The sequence below is a fragment of the Streptomyces sp. CC228A genome (genome assembly GCF_021390935.1).
In the GTDB taxonomy this organism is placed as follows: Bacteria; Actinomycetota; Actinomycetes; order Streptomycetales; family Streptomycetaceae; genus Streptomyces.
Genome location: NZ_JAJPUI010000001.1, coordinates 416,334 through 434,803, shown reverse-complemented (window position 1 = coordinate 434,803; position 18,470 = coordinate 416,334). Strand labels below are relative to the sequence as shown.

The following is an 18,470-nucleotide window of genomic DNA, read 5'->3' as shown; positions in this document are numbered from 1 at the left end:
CACCCCTATGCGTGTCGTCATCGTCACCGAGTCCTTCCCTCCCGACGTCAACGGCGTGGCCCACTGCGCCCTCCAGACCGCCCGGCACCTCGCCACCCGCGGCCACGAGCCCCTCGTGATCGCCCCCGCCGGCCCCGAGACGGGCGACACGGAACCGGCGCCCTGCCCCGTCGTGCGCGTCCCGGCACTGCCGCTGCCCGGCTACCCGCAGGTCCGGGTGGCGCTGCCCAGCAGGCGCGCCGGCGCCGCGATCGCCGCCCACCGGGCCGACCTCGTCCACCTCGCCGCCCCTTCGTGCTGGGGGTGCGGGGCATGGCGGCCGCCGCCGCCTCGGGCTGCCCGCCGTCGCCGTCTACCAGACCGACCTCGGCGGCTACGCCCGCGCCTACCTGGGCGCGGGGAGGCGGCCGCGTGGCGGCGCATGCGGGCGGTGCACGCCGCCGCGGACCGGACCCTCGCCCCGTCCACCGCGGCCGCCCGAGACCTCGCCGCCCACGGCGTGCCGCGGGTCCACCTGTGGCCGCGCGGCGTCGACACCGACCGCTTCCGGCCCGGTCGGCGGGACGAGGCACTGCGCCGCACCCTCGCGCCCCGGGGCGAACTGCTCGTGGGGTACGTCGGGCGGCTCGCGCCCGAGAAGCACGTGGAACTGCTGGCAGGAGTGTGCGGCCTGCCCGGCGTACGCGTCGTGGTCGTCGGCGACGGGCCCAGCGAGCCCGGCCTGCGGACCGCCCTGCCCGGCGCGGTCTTCCTCGGCCGGCGTACGGGGGACGAACTGGCCACGATCTTCGCGTCGTTCGACGTGTTCGCCCACACCGGGCCCTACGAGACGTTCTGCCAGACCGTGCAGGAGGCCATGGCCTGCGGGCTCCCCGTGGTGGCCCCGGCCGCGGGCGGCCCGCTGGACCTCGTACGGCATGGCGTGACCGGCCTGCTCGTCCCGCCCCACGACCCGGACGCCCTGTGCGCGGCCGTCGCCGGGCTGGCCGCGGACCCCGCCCGCCGCACGGACTACGGCGGTGCCGGGCGGGCCGCCGTGGAGGGGCGTACGTGGCAGGCGGTCGGCGACCGGCTGCTCGACCACTACGCGGAGGTGCTGGACAGCCGGGCGCAGCGGGCGGTGGCGGCATGAGCGCCGCGTACGGCAGCAGCGGGCGCGGCGGGACCGGTGAGGGGGGCGGCGGGACCGGTGCCGGTGCCCGTGCCGTGGAAGCACGCGGGGCGGGCGACGGCCGGGAGGCGGCGGCGCGCGGGGACGGGCGGTACGCACCGCCGTGCCGGCAGCGGTCACCAGGCCACCGACGTGCGCGGCGCAGCCGGCGGACGGGGTGCTTCCGACCCGCGCGGTGCGGTCGGCGCCGCCGGTGCCGTGTCCGGCCCCGGCGCCGTGTCCGGCCCGGGGGACGGGCTCGACGAGGGCGCCGTGACCCGTGCGTACGGTCCGGTCATGCCGTTCCCTGCGTTCGGCGGGAGCGGCGCGGCCGCCGCAGGCGGGGCCCGCGGGCTGCGGATCGTGCGGCTCGCCAACTTCGTCGCCCCGGCGTCCGGCGGGCTGCGCACCGCCCTCGACGAGCTCGGCCGGGGCTACGCGGCAGCGGGCCACGAGCCCGTCCTCGTCGTCCCCGGCGCCGAGGCCGCGGACGAGGACACCCCGCAGGGCCGGGTCATCACCCTCCCCGGACCCGAACTGCCCGGGACCGGCGGCTACCGCGTCCTCGCCGGACGCCGGGCGCTGAGCCGGCTGCTCGGGGAACTGGCCCCCGACCGCCTTGAGGTCTGCGACCGCACCACCCTGCGCTGGACGGGGGAGTGGGCACGCCGCGCCCGCGTCCCGGCCGTCATGGTGTCCCACGAGACCGCCGACGGCGTGCTGCGCGCCTGGGGCGTGCCGCCGGGCCCCGCGGCCGGCCTCGCGGACCGGCTCAACCGGCGCAGCGCCTGGGCGTACAGCAGGATCGTGTGCACCACGCGGTGGGCGGAGCGGGAGTTCCTCCGGATCGGCGCGCGGAACGTCGTGCGGGCACCGCTCGGCGTCGACCTGCGCCGACGCCGACCCGACCAGCGCGACGACGCCCTGCGGGCGCACTACGCGCGGGGGGCGGACGTGCTCCTGCTGCTCTGCTCCCGGCTGTCGGTCGAGAAGCGTCCCGGCATGGCCCTGGACACCCTGGCGGTGCTGCGGCACCGGGGCGTGCGCGCGGCCCTCGTCGTGGCCGGCGACGGCCCCCTGCGCCGCTCACTGGAGCGCAGGGCCCGGGAGCTGCGGCTGCCTGTGGACTTCGTCGGGCACATACGGGCCCGGCAGACCCTCGCCGGGCTCCAGGCGGCTGCGGACGTGTGCCTGGCACCGGGGCCGGCCGAGACCTTCGGACTGTCCGCGCTGGAGGCCCTGGCCTGCGGCACGCCCGTCGTCGTCAGTGCCTCCTCCGCGCTGCCGGAGGTCGTCGCCGGGGCCGGTGTCGCCGCCCGCGACACGCCGGAGGCGTTCGCCGCCGCCGTCCAGGCCGTACTGTCCCGTCCGGAGCGGGTGCGCCGCGCCGCGGCCAGGGCCCGGGCGGAGCTCTTCTCGTGGGACCGCGCGGTCGCCGCCTTCCTCACGGCGCACGACGCGGCGCACGACGGCCCGCAGGGTGGCGCGTATGACGCGGCGCACGACGGCCCGCAGCGTGGCGTGTATGACGCGGCACGTGGGGGCGTGCACGGTGCTGCGCACGGCGTCCCGCCCGAGACCGCACCGGCCGCGGCGTACGGCGTCCCTCACGGCGCCGTCCCGCAGGCTCCGCCCGACGGCGGCGCGCGGTACGCCCCGGGCCGCCCGCGGCCGCGCCGGGCGGCCCGGGGCCTGCGGTCCTGGCGGGAGGCAGCGGCGGGCAGGCCCCGGCCCCCAGAACCGGGGAAGCCCCGTGACCGCCCCCGACGCGGGGACGCCGCCCCCGCACCCCCGGCTTCGCCTCCACCGGCAGACCCTGCCGTCCCCGCCCGACTGCTCGCCGACCCCGCGGCCGCGGCCGTCCCCGGCGCAGGCCGCGCCCTCCCGCCCCCCTCGCCGGCGGCGCGGGCGGCGTCCGGCGAGCCGGGGAGAACCGCGCCTCCGCCCGGCCCGCGGATCCCGCCCGCCCCCTGCGGTTCGCCGCGCTGGGTGACTCCCTCACCGCGGGCGTCGGCGACCCCGTCGCAGCCGGCCTGCGCGGCTGGGCGGCGCTCCTCGCCGGGGCCCTGTCGCCGGAGGACGCGCCGCGCACCGCCGAGTTCCGCAACCTCGCGGTCAGCGGCGCGCTCGTACGGGACGTGGCCGTGGAGCAGGTACCGCGCGCCCTCGCCTACGGGCCCGATCTGGCCGCCGTCGTCGTGGGGCTCAACGACACCCTGCGGGCCTCCTTCGACATCGCCCAGGTGGCCGCCGACCTCGACCGTGCTCTGGGCCGACTGGCCCGCGGCGGCACGGTGCTCCTGACGGCCTGTCTGCCCGACCCGGGGCGCATGCTCCGGCTGCCACCCCCGCTGGCCCGCCCCCTGGCCCGGCGCCAGCGCGCCGTCAACACCGTCGTGCACGCCCTGTCCGCCCGCCACGACACCGTCCACGTGCACCTCGCGGACGCCGAGTGGGTGAAGGACCGGAGCCTGTGGAGCGCCGACCGGCTCCACCCCGGGGAGCGCGGCCACCGCGTCGTGGCCGCGCGGTTCCACGCGCTGCCGGCCGACCGGGGGCTGGCGCACGGTCCCGCTCCCGGCTGCGTACCGGACCAGCCGCCGCCCACCCGCGCGGACACCCTGCGGTGGATGGCGACCGCGGGGACCGCCTGGGTGGCACGGCGGTTCCGCGACCTGCTGCCGCAGCTGCTCGTACTGGCCGGGGCCGAGACGGCGGCCTGGGCGCGGGGCACCGGCGCCCGCCTCGACGCCCGCGCCCGGCGCGAAGCCGCAGCCGCACTCGCCGCGCTGCCCCCGGCGGACCCGCGCTCGGCGGGCTCGTACCTGGTCGGCCTGCATTCGGTGGGCGTGCTCTCGCCGGGCTTGCACTGGGGCGACCCGTGCTCCCTGCACCCGCGCTCGGCGGGCCTGCATTCGGCGGGCGTGCTCTCGCCGGGCCTGCACTGGGGCGACCCGTGCTCGCTGGACCAGCGCTCGGCGGGCCCGTACCCGGCGGGCCCGCACTCGGTGGGCGTGCTCTCGTCAGGCCTGCACCCGGGCGACCCCCGCTCGCTGGACCCGCCCCCGGGGGTACCCGTTCCCCGCGTGCCCGCCCCCGGTGTACCCGTCCCCGCGGACCCGTTCCCCGCGTACCCGCCCCCGGCGGACGTGCCCCGCACGGACCCGGCAGGCCTCGGCCGGGCCGCGGAGCCCGCCGCGGATCCGGCCGCCTCTCCGGCACGCCGAACCGACACCGGAAGGGCGACCACCACGGCCACCGCCTGCACGCACGGGGGCAAGGGAGCACGGCAGGGACGACGGGACACCGGGGCGCCGGCCCCGCCGCCTCCGCTCCGAGGCCGTCCGCGACCGTGTCGCCGGGGTGACCGGAGCGCGTCGGCGCCGGAGCCGCTCACCCCCGCACGAACCGCACCGTCGAGCCGGGCGCCGCCTGCGCCGCCGCCGCGAGGTCCGCCTCCCGCACCACGGCCACGACCGGATACCCCCCGGTCGTCGGATGGTCGGCGAGGAACACCACCGGGCGGCCGTCCGGCGGGACCTGCACCGCACCGCGCACCATGCCCTCACTCGGCAGCTCCGCCGTCACGGCCCGCTCCAGCGGCGGGCCCTCCGTACGCAGCCCGATCCGGTTGGACGCAGAGGACACCCGGTACGCACCCGTGGTGAACACGCGCAGCGCCCGCTCCGTGAACCATCCGTCCCGAGGACCGAGCCGCACCCGCAGCACCAGCTCCCCCGGGACACCCGGCCACGGCACCGCGTCGCACCCGGTCGCGAGCGGCAGCGGACCCGGGCCCAAGGGCAGGACCGCCCCCGCCGCCAGCGGCTCGGGGCCCAGCCCCGCCAGCAGGTCCGCCGACCGGCTGCCGAGCACCGGCTCCACCGCCACGCCCCCGCGAACGCCACGTACGACCGCACGCCGCGCACGGCCCGCCCCACGTCCAGCACGGCGCCCGCCGGAACCCGCACCGCCGCCCCCACGCGGCGGGCCGCCCGTCGACCGCGACCGGGCACGGCGCGCCGCCGACCGCCATGGCCACGGCGCGGTGCGGCCGCACCGCGCACCCGTCGAGCGTCGTCTCCAGCACCGCCGCGCCTTCCGGATTGCCCACCAGGCGGTTCACCAGCGCGGCGGCCCCCGGATCCAGCGCACCCGACCGCGGCACGCCCAGGTGGGCGTGGCCCGGCCGGCCCTGGTCCTGCACGGTGGTCAGGGCGCCGCCCCGCACCACCGTGAAAGCCCGCTCCGTCACGTCGCCTCCCTCACGGCACCACCACGAACCGCACCCGCACCCCCGGCGACAGCAGCGCCACGGGATCCCGGCCCGGGTCCCACAGCACCGCGTCGGTCGCCCCGATCAGCCGCCAGCCACCGGGTGACGACCGCGGGTAGACACCCGTGTACGGGCCGGCCACGGCCACCGACCCGGCAGGCACGGAAGTCCGGGGCGTGGCCCGCCGCGGCACCTGGTACCGCTCCGGCAGGCCCGTCAGATAGCCGAAGCCGGGGGCGAACCCGCAGAACGCCACCCGGTGCTCCAGCCCCGCGTGGATCCGCCCGACCTCTTCCGGCGCCACCCCCCACAGTGCGGCGACCTCCGCCAGGTCCGGCCCGTCGTACCGCACCGGCAGCTCGACCAGCGGCTCCACGCGCGCGTGGAGCGGCTCCGGGGTCCACCGCACCACCTGGGCCGCCAGCGCACGCGGATCGTCCACCCCGTCCAGCAGCACCGTCCGCGCCCCGGGCACCACGTCCCGTACGGGCGGCAGCGAACCGGCCGCCCTCCGGCGCAGCACCTCGGCGTGGAACGCCCAGGCCGCCGCACCGTCGGGGAACTCCACGAGCAGCGCCCGCTCGCCCACCTCCAGCACCCTCACGCGAACGGCTCCACCCGGACACCCGCCTCCTCCAGGCCCGCCCGGACCCGCCGCGCCAGCTCCACCGACCCCGGCGTGTCGCCGTGCAGGCACAGCGAACGCGCCCGCACGGCCACCGGGCGGCCGGAGTGCGACGTGACCGTACCCGTCAGCGCCATCGACACCGACCGCCGCACCACCTCGGCCGGATCGTGCAGCACGGCCCCGTCCCGCCCGCGCGGCACGAGGGTGCCGTCCGCGGCGTACGCCCGGTCCCCGAACGCCTCCGTGACGACCGGCAGCCCCGCCTCCCCGGCCAGCCGGTGCAGCAGCGACCCCGGCAGCCCCAGCAGGGGAAGCCGCGCCCCGGCGAGCAGCACCCCCTCGACCACCGCCGCCGCCTGCTCCTCGTCCCGCACCACGCGGTGGTACAGCGCGCCGTGCGGCTTGACGTACGCGACGCGGGCGCCGGCCGCCCGCGCGAAGACCTCCAGCGCGCCGATCTGGTACGCCACCTCGGCGGCCAGCTCGTCCGGCGGCACGTCCATCGCGCGCCGCCCGAAACCGGCGAGGTCCCGGTACGACACCTGCGCGCCGATCCGCACGCCGCGCTCCGCGGCGAGGGAGCAGACCCGCCGCATGGTGACGGCGTCGCCCGCGTGGAAGCCGCACGCCACGTTGGCGCTGGTCACCACGGACAGCAGCGCCTCGTCGTCGGTCAGCCGCCAGCGCCCGAAGCCCTCGCCGAGGTCGGCGTTCAGGTCGATCGACACGCCCGCCCCGCCCGGGCCCGCGTCCGTGCCCTCGTGCCGGAGCCTGTCCCCGTGCCGGGGCACCGCCCCGGGCGGGGTGCCCGCGCCGCGGTCGCCACCGCCACCGCCACCCGCGCCCGCGTCCGGGCGCGCGGATCCCGGCACGCCGCCCGAGTCACCGGCCCCGCCCGCGGGCACGTCCGGGCCCCCGCGCAGGCCCGCACCTCCGACACCGCCCGCGCCCCCGTCGAGGCGCACGGTCCGGGCCTCACCGCGCGCACCCCGGTTCCGGTCCCCGCCCCGGCTCCCGCGCAGGCCCGCGTACCCCTCGCCGCCCGGCGCCTGCCCGCCGCCGCGCGGACCGGCGCCCCCGCGGAACACGCCGTACCCGCCGTCCCTGTTCGTGTGCATGTCCACGCAGACCTTCCCGCTCCGCTCCCGCCACCGGCCCTGCCGCCCGGCGCACCACCGCGCGGTGCCCGCCACCGTAAAGGATCAGTGTCCCCGGAGGTCCGCCGTTTCGACCGCTGTCAGTCCGAGGACCTACTCTGTCCACCGTGACTTCGCCTGCCCCGACGGAACCGACGGAAGCCGCTGCGCCCCAGCTCAGCGCGGGGCCGAGGCCCGCGCAGGGCCCGGCCGCCGACGAAGGGCTGGCGCGCCGCCTGCGCGCCCTCGCCTGCACCGCTCCGCTGCACGACCTGGACGCCCGCAAGGCGAACCTGGCGGGGGAGTACTCGGTCTACGCCATGGCGGAGGTCGCCCTCGCGGCGATCGACCTCGTCACGCTCAACATGGACTTCGACACCGGCGCCGACCACGAGCAGATCGTCGCCCGGCTGCTGCCCCGCGTCGCCGCGCAGGCACCCCGGCGACCCGCCGCCGAGCACGAGCGGGTCGCCCGCTGGGTGCTGGAGAACCTGATCAACGTCGGCAGCGTCGACCGCGGCTTCCGCGCCGTGTACGGCACGTTCGGCGCCGACGGCGTCTACGTCCGCCGCGACTACGACTTCAAGCTCATCGAGGAGGTCCCCGGCTACGGCGGCGCGGTCTACCTCCGCACCACGGACGAAGCCGTGAACGTCCTCGTCGGCGCCCTCGACACGGACGTCACCAGTGCCCAGATCGCCGCCGAGGTCAAGCTGGAGGTCCTCATCAGCCGCGGCCGGCTGGCGGACGCGCAGCTCGCCGCCGAGCAGGCCCGCTACCGCACCGTGCAGTACGCGGAAACGCTCCGCAGGACCCTGGAGGCCACCCGGCGCAACGTCCGGGTCGTCGACTGGCTCAGCGCCGTCCCCGACATGATCGACGAGGCCCTCGCCCACGTCGCCGACCGCTACCGGCACGAGAACGCGATCCTCACCAACATCCGCAAGGCGCGCGACGAGGCGGAGGACCCCGAGCACAAGCGGCGCGCCGCCGAACTCGTCGACATCGTCAAGGACTGCATCCGCCGCCACACCCAGCTCCAGTCCCGCCTCCTGGAGGCCGGACCGCTGTTCCGCGCGGAGCAGGACCGGCAGGCCTTCGCCCGGCCCGCCGCCCGCACCGGCCTCGACCTGCACGGCCAGCTCCTCGCCCCGCTGCTGCCGCTGCCCAGGGAACAGGCCGTCCGCGTCACCGACGCCTACTTCGCCCGCGGCACGGGACTGCGCAGCCCCGGGGCCGTCCGCCTCGGCGACCTCGTCGACCTGCTCCTCACCCCGCCGCAGGAGCGCGAGCACCTCGGCGCCGAGATGCCCAAGCCGGACCTGATCGCCACACCCGACGACAGCCGGTTCAGCGAGGCGCAGCTCACCATGGCCATGGAACTCCTCGACCTGGAGCACGACGCCCCGCGCCGCCTCTCCGGGCTCCTCGCCGACGCCCGCCGCCGCGACCCCGACCTGCCGTACCTCGTGGCCCTCCTCGCGGTGCACGCCGCGAGCCCCCCGGTCGGCACCGCCTACCGGCAGGGCGAGCAGCGCCTGCTGTTCGCCGTCGACGACGGCACGCCGCTCGACGACCCCGAGTTCGGCGGCGCCGACCTCATCGTCGGCACCGCCCTCCTCGACGCCGCCGGGATGGCCGCCGCCCGGACGGACACCGCGTGACCGGCCGCGGCCCCCGCCCCGGGCGGCCCGCACGGGCCATACCCGCGCGGCGGACCGCACGAGCCCGGCGCCACCGCCCGCGCGCCGCTGCGGTCACCGCCGCCCCCTGAGCCCCACCCCGTACCCGCACCGCACCGCACCAAGGAGCCCCCGCCGTGAGCGACCACCACGCAGAACCCGACGCGTGGAGCGATCCGGACGCCGACACCCGCGCGCCCGAACCCGCCGCGCCCGGCACCGCCCACGCCGCCGTCACCCCGGCCGACGCCGCCGACGCGGCCCGCCTGGTCTCCTTCGGGCTCCAGCCCAGGCTGCTGCCCGCCCGCGACGCCGAGTACGCCGAACTGCTGCGCCGCTACCGCGACGACCCCGCGTTCGCCCGGCTCGCCGACGCCGTCGCCACCGGCCTCGGGCTCGTCGTCCTGGAGGTCTCCCCGCGCGCCGGCATGGCCGTCACCGCCGACGAGGACTCCGTCTTCGCCGTCCGCATGGGCGACTACGCCCGCCGCGCCTCCGCCGACTCCGCCGACCGCTTCCTGCACGGCCTCGCCCACCTCGCCGTCGCCGCCCTGGCCTTCCCGCGCCCCGAGGACCTCGCCGACGACACGTACATCGGCCGCGTCTCCGTCCACGGCGTCGACGCGTTCGTACGGCAGGCCTGCCGGCGCCTCGAAGAACGCGCCGAGCAGTCCGGTGAGAACACCGACCCCGCCACCGGCGCCCCCGGCCTCGAAGCCGCCTGGCGCGTCTACACCCGGCGCAGCGCCACCGGCGCCACCAAGGACGCCCGCCGCCTCGCCGGATCCACCACCGGCATCATCGGGAAGGCCATGGCCTTCCTCACCGACTCCGGCTTCCTGCAGCGCACCGGCGACGAGGCGGGCGGCACGTACCGCACCACCGCCCGCTACCAGCTCCAGGTCCGCGACATGGCGGGCAACGCCGCCATGGCCGAACTCCTCGACCTGGGCGTCGTCCCCGTCTCGGACGGCTCCGCCACGCTCGTCCCGCCGCCCGACGGCGACGACCTGGACCTGGTCGCCGACGCCGGCCTCCCGTTCCACGGCTGAGCCCGCCGCACCCGCACCCGCCCCCGTCCGCCCCACCGCCACCGCACGCCACCACGAGAGTCCGCCGCCATGTACGAGCTGTCCCGGGTCCGCCTCTACTCCATCGGACCCGCCGGTGCCCGCTATGCCGACACCGTGCTGGACCTGCGCGGAGTGGGCGCGCCCGTGCCCCACCCCGCCCCCGCCCAGGCGGAGTTCTTCGAGGACGAGCCGGTCGGCCCGCCCCGCCGCCCCGCGCCCGCCGGAGTGCTGTTCCTGGAGAACGGCGGCGGCAAGTCCGTCCTCCTGAAGCTGATCTTCTCCGTGATGCTGCCCGGCCACCGCAACACCCTCGGCGGCGCCAGCTCCGGCGTGCTCCGCAAGTTCCTCCTGGCCGACGACTGCGGCCACGTCGCCCTGGAGTGGCAGCACACCCTCACCGGCGAGCTCGTCGTCGTCGGCAAGGTCAGCGAGTGGCGCGGCCGCCAAGTCTCCAACGACCCCCGCAAGTTCGCCGAAGCCTGGTACTCCTTCCGCCCGGGCCCCGGCCTCAGCCTCGACAGCCTGCCCGTCGCCGAGGCCACCGCCGTGCGCCCCACCGCCGAAGGCGCCTCCGGCGCCCAGGGCCGCCGCCGCACCATGAAGGGCTTCCGCGACGCCCTCACCGAGGCGGGCAAGGCGTACCCGCACCTGGAGGTGTACTGGGAGGAGGTCCACGACCGCTGGAACGAACACCTCGGCGACCTCGGCCTCGACCCCGAACTCTTCCGCTACCAGCGGGAGATGAACGCCGACGAAGGCGAGGCCGCGGGCCTCTTCGCGGTCAAGAAGGACTCCGACTTCACCGACCTGCTGCTGCGCGCCGTCACCGACACCCGCGACACCGACGGCCTCGCCGACCTCGTCAGCGGCTTCGGCAGCAAGCTCGGCCGCCGCGCCGAACTCACCGCCGAACGCGACTTCACGGCCGGCTCCGTCGACCTCCTCGGCCGGATCGTCGAGGCGTCCGCGAGCCGCTCCCGCACCCGCGACGTCCACGCGGCAGCCGAACGCCGCACCCGCACCCTCGCCCGCCGCCTCGCCGCCAGGGCCGCACAGGAGCGCGGCCGTGCCTCCGAACTCGCCGAGCAGGTCAGCACCGCCGCCCACGCCGTCACCGGAGCCGAGCAGGCCCGCGCCCACAGCTCCCGCATCGCCGCCGAACTCGCCTACCGGCACGCCTCCCTCGCCCTCGCCGCCGCCGAGAAGGACGCCGCCGCCCTGCGCCGCGAGCTCATCGACGCCCGCACCCTGCACGCCGCCTGGCAGGCCACCGAGGTCGTCCTGCGCCACCGCGCCGCAGCCGACCGCTCCACCCGCGTGGCCGCCGCCATCCGCGAGGCCGAGCGGGACGCCGCACCGGCCCTGGCCGCCCGCGCCAAGGCCGCGGGCGACCTGGTCCGCGCCCTCCAGGCCGCCGCCGAGGAGGGCGAGCGCCACGCAGAAGAGGAGGAGGAGCGCTCGGCCGCCCTCCAGGAGGCCGCCGACGCCGCCCACCGCGACGCCACCGCCGCCGCCACCGAGGCGCAGCGCACCCGCAGCGAGGCCGGCCACCTGCGCCAGCGCCTCGCCGAGGTCGAACAGGAGACCGCCGAGGCCGTACGGGCGGCTGGCTCGACGACACCGCGCCCGACGCCGACCCGGCCCGCGCCGCCCTGGCCGCCAGCGACGCGGAGAGGACCGCCGTCGCGGCCTGGGACACCGCCCGGGAGGCCGCCCGCCTCGCCGCGGACCGCGCCCGGGAGGCCGCCGCGGACGAGTCCCGCGCCGAACTCGCCGCTGCCCGCGCCGCCGACGCCGCGGACGCCGCCCAGGCCGCCTACCAGGCCGAACGGCGCGCCGCCGCGGCCATCGCCGCCGGGGAACGGCTCGCCGAGCTGCTCAGCCTGCCGGCCGCCGCCCGCACCCCCGGTTCCCCCGCCAGAGCACCGGCGACCCCGGCGGACCCGCAGCCCCCGCCCCGCAGCCCGCACCGCGTGCCGCCGAGGGCCCCCTCACGGCCGAGGAGCTCGACCAGTACGCCGACGAACTGCGCGACCTCCTCGACCAGACCGTCACCGCCGCCGAACGCAAGCTCTTCGACCTGCGCACCGCCGCGGCCGACGACGCCCGCATCCTCGGCGCACTCGGCGACGGCGGACTCCTCCCGCCCGGCCCCGACGTGCTCGCCACCGTCGAGTTCCTCGGCGAGCACGGCATCCCCGCGCTCCCCGGCTGGCGCTACCTCGCCCAGTCCGTCGACCCGGCCGACCACGCCGCCGTCCTCGCCGCGCGCCCCGAACTCGTCGACGGCGTCGTCGTCACCGACCCCCTCTCATACACGCGGGCCCGCGAGGTGCTGTCCGGCGCCGCCCTGCTGCCGCGCTCAGCCGTCGCCGTCGGCACCGCCGCCGCCCTCCTCGCCCCCGTCCCGCAGTCCGCCGACGACAGCGGCGACGTGTTCCTCATCCCGCCGAACCCGGCCATGCACGACGAGCACGCCGCCGACGAGGAACGGCAGGCCCTGCGCGCCCGCGCCGCCGCCCGCGACGAGGAGATCCGCGCCCTCGCCGCCCGCCTCGCCGGCGACCGCTCCCTGGCCGCCCGCATCGGGTCGTGGCGCGCCGACTGCCCGCCCGGCATGCTCAGCGAACTCGCCGCCGGGGCCGCCTCCGCACGGGAGGCCGCGGAAGCCGCCGCGGCGGCCCTCGCCGACGCCCGCACCGTACGGGCCGAGGCCGACGAGGCCGCCGCCGAGACCGCCCGCGTACGGGAGGAGCGGCAGGAGGCCGCGCAGCGCGCCCGCCGCGCCGCCGACGCCCTCGCCGGCCTCGCCTCCCGGCTGCGCGACCGCGCCACCTGGCAGGTCCGCCTGCGGGAACTGGCCGACGAGACCGCCGAAGCGGAGGCCACCGCCCAGACCTGCCTGGAGCGGGCCCGCGCCGCAGACGAGGACCGCCGCGCCGCCCAGCGCGCCGCCGACGACGCCCACCGCACCGCCCGCGCCCTGCGCGCCGAGCGCTCCGAGATCGCCGGTGCCCACGAGGACCTCCCCGAGGACAAGCCCGACGGCACCGCCCTCCTCGACGGCGGCGTCCCGCGCCCCTCCCCCCGCGCTGCGCGAGGCGTACCGCGCCGCGTCCCAGCTGTACGAGAAGGTCGGCGTCGGCGCCGACCTGCGCGCCGAGCAGGCCCGCGCGGAGAGCGACGAGAGCGCCGCGCACGCCGAGCTCGACCGGCTCACCAACAAGGTCCGCACCCGGGCCGCCCAGCTCCTGGAGAGCCCCGACGGCGCCGACGGGCCGTCCCGCCAGGCCGCCGCCGCCCGCGCCGAGTCCCTGGTGCAGCTGCTGGAGTCGCGCACCTCCGAGGCCAGCGAGAAACTCGGCCGGCTGCGCGGCGAGGCCGAGCGCCTCGCCCCGGTCGACGGCGACGCGCACACCGAGCTGCCGGAGGACCTGGTGCCCGCCGACGCGGAGCAGGCCCAGACGCTGCTGCGCACCGCCACCGGCGAACTCGCCGCCCGCACCGACGCGCTGGAAGCCGCACGGGACGCCCACACCCGGCTGCTGCGCTCCCACCGCACCGCGGAGGAGTCCGCGGGCGGCTTCGACGAACTGGCCGCGCTGCTGCGGGACCTGCTGCGCGAGCACGCCGACGACGACGAGCAGCAGCCCGCCCCGTACCCCGACTCCCTCGACGACGCCCGCAAGGCCGCCGCGGAGGCCCGCCGCTCCCTGCGCGGCTGCGCCGCCGACCTGTCCGCCGCGGAGTCCGCCGTACGGGACGCCTGCGACGTCCTCGTACGGCACGCCAACTCCACCCGCTACGAGCAGGTCCGCACCCCGGCGCGGCAGCAGATCCGCGAACTGCCCGCCGCCGCCTTGCCGGAGCACGCCGCGAAGTGGGCGGAGGCGTTCGCGCCGCGCCTGCGCGTCCTCACCGACGAGCTGGCCCAGCTCGAACGCAACCGCGACTCGATCATCGACCGGCTGCGCGGCCTGGTCGAGTCCGCGCTCACCACCCTCCGCTCGGCCCAGCGGCTCTCCCGGCTGCCCGAGGGCCTCGGCGAGTGGTCCGGGCAGGAGTTCCTGCGCATCCGCTTCGAGGAGCCCGACCAGGCCACGCTCGTCGAACGGCTCGGCGAGGTCATCGACGAGGCCACCCGCGCCGCCGTCAAGAAGAACTCCGACCTGCGCCGCGACGGCATGTCGCTGCTGCTGCGGGGCGTCCACGCCGCACTCCAGCCCAAGGGGGTCGCCGTGGAGATCCTCAAGCCGGACGCGGTCCTGCGCGCCGAGCGGGTGCCGGTCGGCCAGATGGGCGACGTGTTCTCCGGCGGCCAGCTGCTGACGGCGGCCATCGCGCTCTACTGCACGATGGCCGCGCTCCGCAGCAACGACCGCGGCCGCGACAAGCACCGCCACGCCGGCACCCTGTTCCTGGACAACCCGATCGGCCGCGCCAACGCCACGTACCTGCTGGAACTCCAGCGCGCCGTGTCCGATGCGCTGGGCGTCCAGCTCCTCTACACGACGGGCCTCTTCGACACCACCGCGCTCGCCGAGTTCCCGCTGGTCATCCGGCTGCGGAACGACGCCGACCTGCGGGCGGGCCTGAAGTACATCAGCGTCGAGGAGCACCTGCGCCCGGGCCTGCCGCAGCCCCGCCCGGAAGGCGAGCAGATCCACGGCGAGATCACCGCGACCCGCATGTTCCGGCGCACCCCGGCAGACCCGCCGCCCCAGCCCGCCTCCTGACGCGGGCCCTCCGCCGGGCACCGGCCGCGGCGCTCCGCGGCCGGTTGCGCCGGGGAGCGCCGGCCCGGGCGGGCGCACCCGCCCCGGCGGGCACGCGCCCCACCCGGGCCGGGCCCAGTCCACTCACACCTGGGACAGCTCACCGGCCCCCGCATGCCCGCCTTGCGGAGACCGCGGCCGTATCCGCGCCGCCTCACGCGCGGCACGCCGCTCCCTGCGGCGCTCCCTGCGGAGCTGCCGCGCCGTGCTGCTGGGCTCCGAGACCACGCCGTACCGCTGCTTCCACACCTGCCGCGTCACCCACACGTCCAGCGCCGCCCAGGTGGCCGCCACCGTGCTGCCCACCGCGGCCAGCATGACCGGGAACGCCAGCCACGAGCCGGCCAGTGCCAGCAGACAGGCCATCATGGCCTGAATCAGCGTCAGGGAGATGACCAGCACCGCCCGTACCGCCGCCGAGCGGACCGGGTCGGGCAGCCTGCGCCGCCCCACCGGCTCCTCGACCCACAGCTCACGCCGCCCCCTGTTCATCACGCCTCACTCCCCACCGGACTCTCCTCAGGAGTAAGTGGCTGCCCGTCTTGAGCTGATTTACGCCGACAGATCCCACTGCCCCCGTACAAGAAGACGTATGACCGGACAGGAAGATTCCCGGAACACCGGCCCCAGCGCTCCGAGCTGTCCCCGCTCCCGCGGGATCCGGCCAGGTGGTCTCCGCCACAGCCCTGCCCGCCAACTCCCCGGATACCGGGACAACCCCAGAACAACGCCCTGCTCCCCGTCCCACAAAGACACGCAGGCACCTTCGGGTTGCCTGACCGTCAGTAGTAGGCTCGCGCAAGTTTGCTGATGCGTTGATGTGTACACCCGGAGCGTGCCAACGAGCGGCGGAGGCGGGTGCGAGCTGGGGGAGGCCATGCGCTTTCGCGGGAAGTCGATCCGCAGGAAGATCGTGGCGCTGCTGCTCGTGCCCCTCGTCTCCCTCACCGCCCTCTGGGGTTTCGCGACCTACCTGACCAGCCGCGAGGCCGGCCGCCTCCTCGACGTCGGCCACGTCCTCGAAAAGGTCGGACACCCCCTGGAGGGCACTGTCCGGGTCATCCAGCAGGAGCGCCGGCAGAGCCTGGTCTACCTCGCCGACCCCCGCACCGCCGACGCCCACGAGACCCTGCGCCGCCACCGCGCCGCCACGGACCGCGCCCTGGACGCGCTGCGCGCCGACGCCCGCGACCCCCGGGTCGCCGACACCATGGAGGGGGCCGCCGCCGGGCGGCTCGCCTCCCTCATGGAGGCGCTGGACGGCCTGGACACCCTGCGCCGCTCCGTCGACACCCGTGCCGTCGGCCGCATCCAGGCGCTGGAGTTCTACAACCGGCTCATCGACCCCTGCTACACCTTCCTCGTCCACCTCCACACGCTCGACGACGTCGAGATGGACAAGCAGGCCCGCGCGCTGGTCGGCCTCGCCCGCGCCCGCGAGATGGTCGCCCGCGAGGACGCCCTGATGGTGTCCTCCCTCATCAGCAACCGCCTCACCGCGGAGGAGGTCCGCCTCCTCTCCGACCTCGTCGCACGCCGCGAGCAGCTGTACGAGGTGAACCTGGAGATCCTGCCGACCGCCGAGCGCGAGGTCTTCCAGCTCTTCTGGCGCGAACCCGTGACCCAGCCCCTGCGCGAGGCCGAGGAGTCCGTCATCACCGCCGGCCCCACCGGCGACCCCGCGCGCGTCGTCGACACCGTGCGCTGGGAGCAGGCCGCGAACGCCGTCCTCAGCGGGCTCGCCGCCGAGAACACCCAGGCCGGCGCCCGCTACCGGGAACGCGTCGAACCCGCCGCGCACGGCATCCTGCTCCAGGCCGGTGCCGCCGGCATCCTCGGCTCCCTCGCCCTCCTGGCCTCGATCGTCGTGTCCGTGCGCATCGGCCGCGGCCTGGTCCGCGACCTCACCAGGCTCCGCAAGGAGGCCCAGGACCTGTCCGGGGTGCGGCTGCCCAGCGTCATGCGCCGCCTCGCGGCCGGTGAACACGTGGACGTCGAGACCGAGGTCCCGCGCCTGGAGTTCGACAGGGACGAGATGGGCCAGGTCGGCAAGGCCCTCAACACCCTCCAGCGCGCCGCCGTCGAAGCCGCCGTCAAGCAGGCCGACATGCGCCGCGGCATCTCCGAGGTCTTCGTCAACCTCGCCCGCCGCAACCAGGTCCTCCTGCACCGCCAGCTCACCCTCCTCGACGCCATGGAACGGCGCACCGAGGACACGGAGGAGCTCGCCGACCTCTTCCGCCTCGACCACCTCACCACCCGGATGCGCCGCCACGCCGAGGGCCTGGTGATCCTGTCCGGCGCCGCGCCCTCACGCCAGTGGCGCAGGCCCGTCCAGCTCATGGACGTCGTACGGGCAGCCGTCGGCGAGGTCGAGGACTACGAGCGCATCGAGGTGCGCCGCCTGCCGCGCATCGGCGTCAGCGGGCCCGCCGTCGCCGACCTCACGCACCTCGTCGCGGAACTGCTGGAGAACGCCACGGTCTTCTCGCCCCCGCACACCGCCGTGCAGGTCGTCGGCGAGCGGGTGGCGAACGGCTTCACCCTGGAGATCCACGACCGCGGCCTCGGCATGCCGGCCGAGGACCTGCTCGACGCCAACCTCCGGCTGGCCGAGACACCCGAGTTCGAGCTGTCCGACACCGACCGGCTCGGCCTGTTCGTCGTCAGCCGCCTCGCCCGCCGCCAGAACGTCCGCGTCTCGCTGCAGCCCTCGCCGTACGGGGGGACCACCGCCGTCGTGTTCATCCCGGCGGCCCTCCTCACCGAGGCCCCGGCGACCGAGGGCGCCGGCTTCCGCCTGGACCGCGCCGCCCAGGACCGCCCCGGCAAGGACCGCCGGGACGACACCGGCCGCAACGGCCCCGACCGCAGGAAGGCCCTGGAGGCCGCCGTCCTGGACGGCCCCGTCGAACTCGGCGAACCGGTGGAACCGCGTGCGCCCCTCGGCCTGCTCGGCGAGCTGGAAGACGACTGGGACGGCACCCTCCCCGGAGGCCGCGGCCACGGTCAGGCCGCCGGCGAGCCCCGGGTCCCTTCCGGCCGCGCCCCGCCCTGCGCCCGGCGGAGTCCGAGCGGCACCGGAGCGGCGACGGCGCGGCGCCCGGAGCAGCGGAAGCCGGCGCGGACCGCCTGGCCGCCCCCGTACCGCTGCCCCGCCGCCGCAAGCAGCCCATGCTCATCGCCCGGCACGGCCGCCGCCTGGACCTGCCCCAGATCCCGCGGACCGGGCTGCCGGATGCCGACCCGGCCCCGCAGGGCGCCGGTCCGCAGCCGCAGGCGCACGGGCCGCACGCGCACGCCGAGCAGCGTCCGGCGGCGGAGCCGTACGCGGACGACGCGGCCCGGCCGCCCGCCGAGCCGGCGCAGGCGCAGGAGCCGCTCCGGCGCCCGGGCCAGGCTGCCGTGCCACTCCCGGCCCTCAAGCCGCTCCCCACACGGCGCGGCCGCCGGGACCGCGGTGACCGCCCCGCCTCCCCCGAGGGGGACAGCGCCCGGACGGCGCCCCGCGACACCCACCCGCCCGCCGAGCCGCCACCCACCGGGACCGGTCCCGAGCCCGTCGGCCCCGCCCCCGGCGCACCCGCCACGAGTGAGCCGGAGCCGGGCGAGGCCACCCTGACGCTCCGCGGCCTGCCCCGCCGCGTCCGCCAGGCGAGCCTGGTCCCCCAGCTGCGCGACCCCGCCGAGCGCGCCGACGCCCCGCGCCCCGCCGCGCCGGCCCGCCCGACCCCCGCCACGGGGCACGAC

The 18,470-nt window shown here is 77.6% G+C and carries 7 protein-coding genes and 4 pseudogenes; 7 read left to right on the top strand and 4 right to left on the bottom strand.

The features are described 5' to 3' along the window. The first annotated feature begins 7 nt into the window (after window positions 1–7). The 3 genes and pseudogenes from L6E17_RS01920 to L6E17_RS30820 form a co-directional block, all read left to right on the top strand. Window positions 8–1,132, top strand: a complete 1,125-nt coding sequence (locus L6E17_RS01920) for a glycosyltransferase family 1 protein (protein WP_236239036.1) — start codon at window positions 8–10, stop codon at window positions 1,130–1,132. A 315-nt stretch (window positions 1,133–1,447) separates the two neighbouring features. Then, window positions 1,448–2,611, top strand: a pseudogene (locus L6E17_RS01915) (glycosyltransferase); the annotation flags it as partial. Between the two features lie 509 nt (window positions 2,612–3,120). Then, window positions 3,121–3,621: pseudogene (locus tag L6E17_RS30820) on the top strand (SGNH/GDSL hydrolase family protein); the annotation flags it as partial. Window positions 3,622–4,543: 922 nt separating this feature from the next. Here the strand turns inward: L6E17_RS30820 and L6E17_RS01905 are convergent. The 3 genes and pseudogenes from L6E17_RS01905 to L6E17_RS01895 form a co-directional block, all read right to left on the bottom strand. After that, a pseudogene (locus L6E17_RS01905) lies at window positions 4,544–5,405 on the bottom strand (biotin-dependent carboxyltransferase family protein). 10 nt (window positions 5,406–5,415) lie between these two features. Then, a complete protein-coding gene (locus tag L6E17_RS01900) occupies window positions 5,416–6,030 on the bottom strand; it encodes an allophanate hydrolase subunit 1 (protein WP_236239035.1) in 615 nt (204 codons plus the stop codon). After that, window positions 6,027–6,782, bottom strand: a complete 756-nt coding sequence (locus L6E17_RS01895; protein WP_236239606.1) for a LamB/YcsF family protein — start codon at window positions 6,780–6,782, stop codon at window positions 6,027–6,029. The genes L6E17_RS01900 and L6E17_RS01895 overlap by 4 nt, the downstream gene beginning before the upstream one ends. 536 nt (window positions 6,783–7,318) lie before the next feature. On the opposite strand from L6E17_RS01895, the gene L6E17_RS01890 reads away from it, so the two are divergent. From L6E17_RS01890 to L6E17_RS01880, 3 genes and pseudogenes are all read left to right on the top strand, one after another. Then, window positions 7,319–8,854 (top strand): hypothetical protein, encoded by a 1,536-nt coding sequence (locus tag L6E17_RS01890; RefSeq protein ID WP_236239034.1) that lies wholly within the window; start codon window positions 7,319–7,321, stop codon window positions 8,852–8,854. Between the two features lie 155 nt (window positions 8,855–9,009). Further along, window positions 9,010–9,924, top strand: coding sequence for a hypothetical protein (locus L6E17_RS01885; RefSeq protein ID WP_236239033.1), 915 nt, complete (start codon window positions 9,010–9,012; stop codon window positions 9,922–9,924). 69 nt (window positions 9,925–9,993) lie between these two features. Further along, window positions 9,994–14,681: pseudogene (locus L6E17_RS01880) on the top strand (hypothetical protein). Between the two features lie 123 nt (window positions 14,682–14,804). Here L6E17_RS01880 and L6E17_RS01875 read toward each other — a convergent pair. Then, a complete protein-coding gene (locus L6E17_RS01875) occupies window positions 14,805–15,212 on the bottom strand; it encodes a hypothetical protein (protein ID WP_236239032.1) in 408 nt (135 codons plus the stop codon). A gap of 343 nt (window positions 15,213–15,555) precedes the next feature. On the opposite strand from L6E17_RS01875, the gene L6E17_RS01870 reads away from it, so the two are divergent. Further along, window positions 15,556–18,342, top strand: coding sequence for a nitrate- and nitrite sensing domain-containing protein (locus L6E17_RS01870; protein ID WP_308315808.1), 2,787 nt, complete (start codon window positions 15,556–15,558; stop codon window positions 18,340–18,342). Window positions 18,343–18,470: the final 128 nt, after the last annotated feature.

Excerpts from the sequence above, each read along its gene's own strand:
- L6E17_RS01875 (WP_236239032.1), bottom strand. The coding sequence starts at position 15,212 with ATGAACAGGGGGCGGCGTGAGCTGTGGGTCGAGGAGCCGGTGGGGCGG.
- L6E17_RS01920 (WP_236239036.1), top strand. The coding sequence starts at position 8 with ATGCGTGTCGTCATCGTCACCGAGTCCTTCCCTCCCGACGTCAACGGC.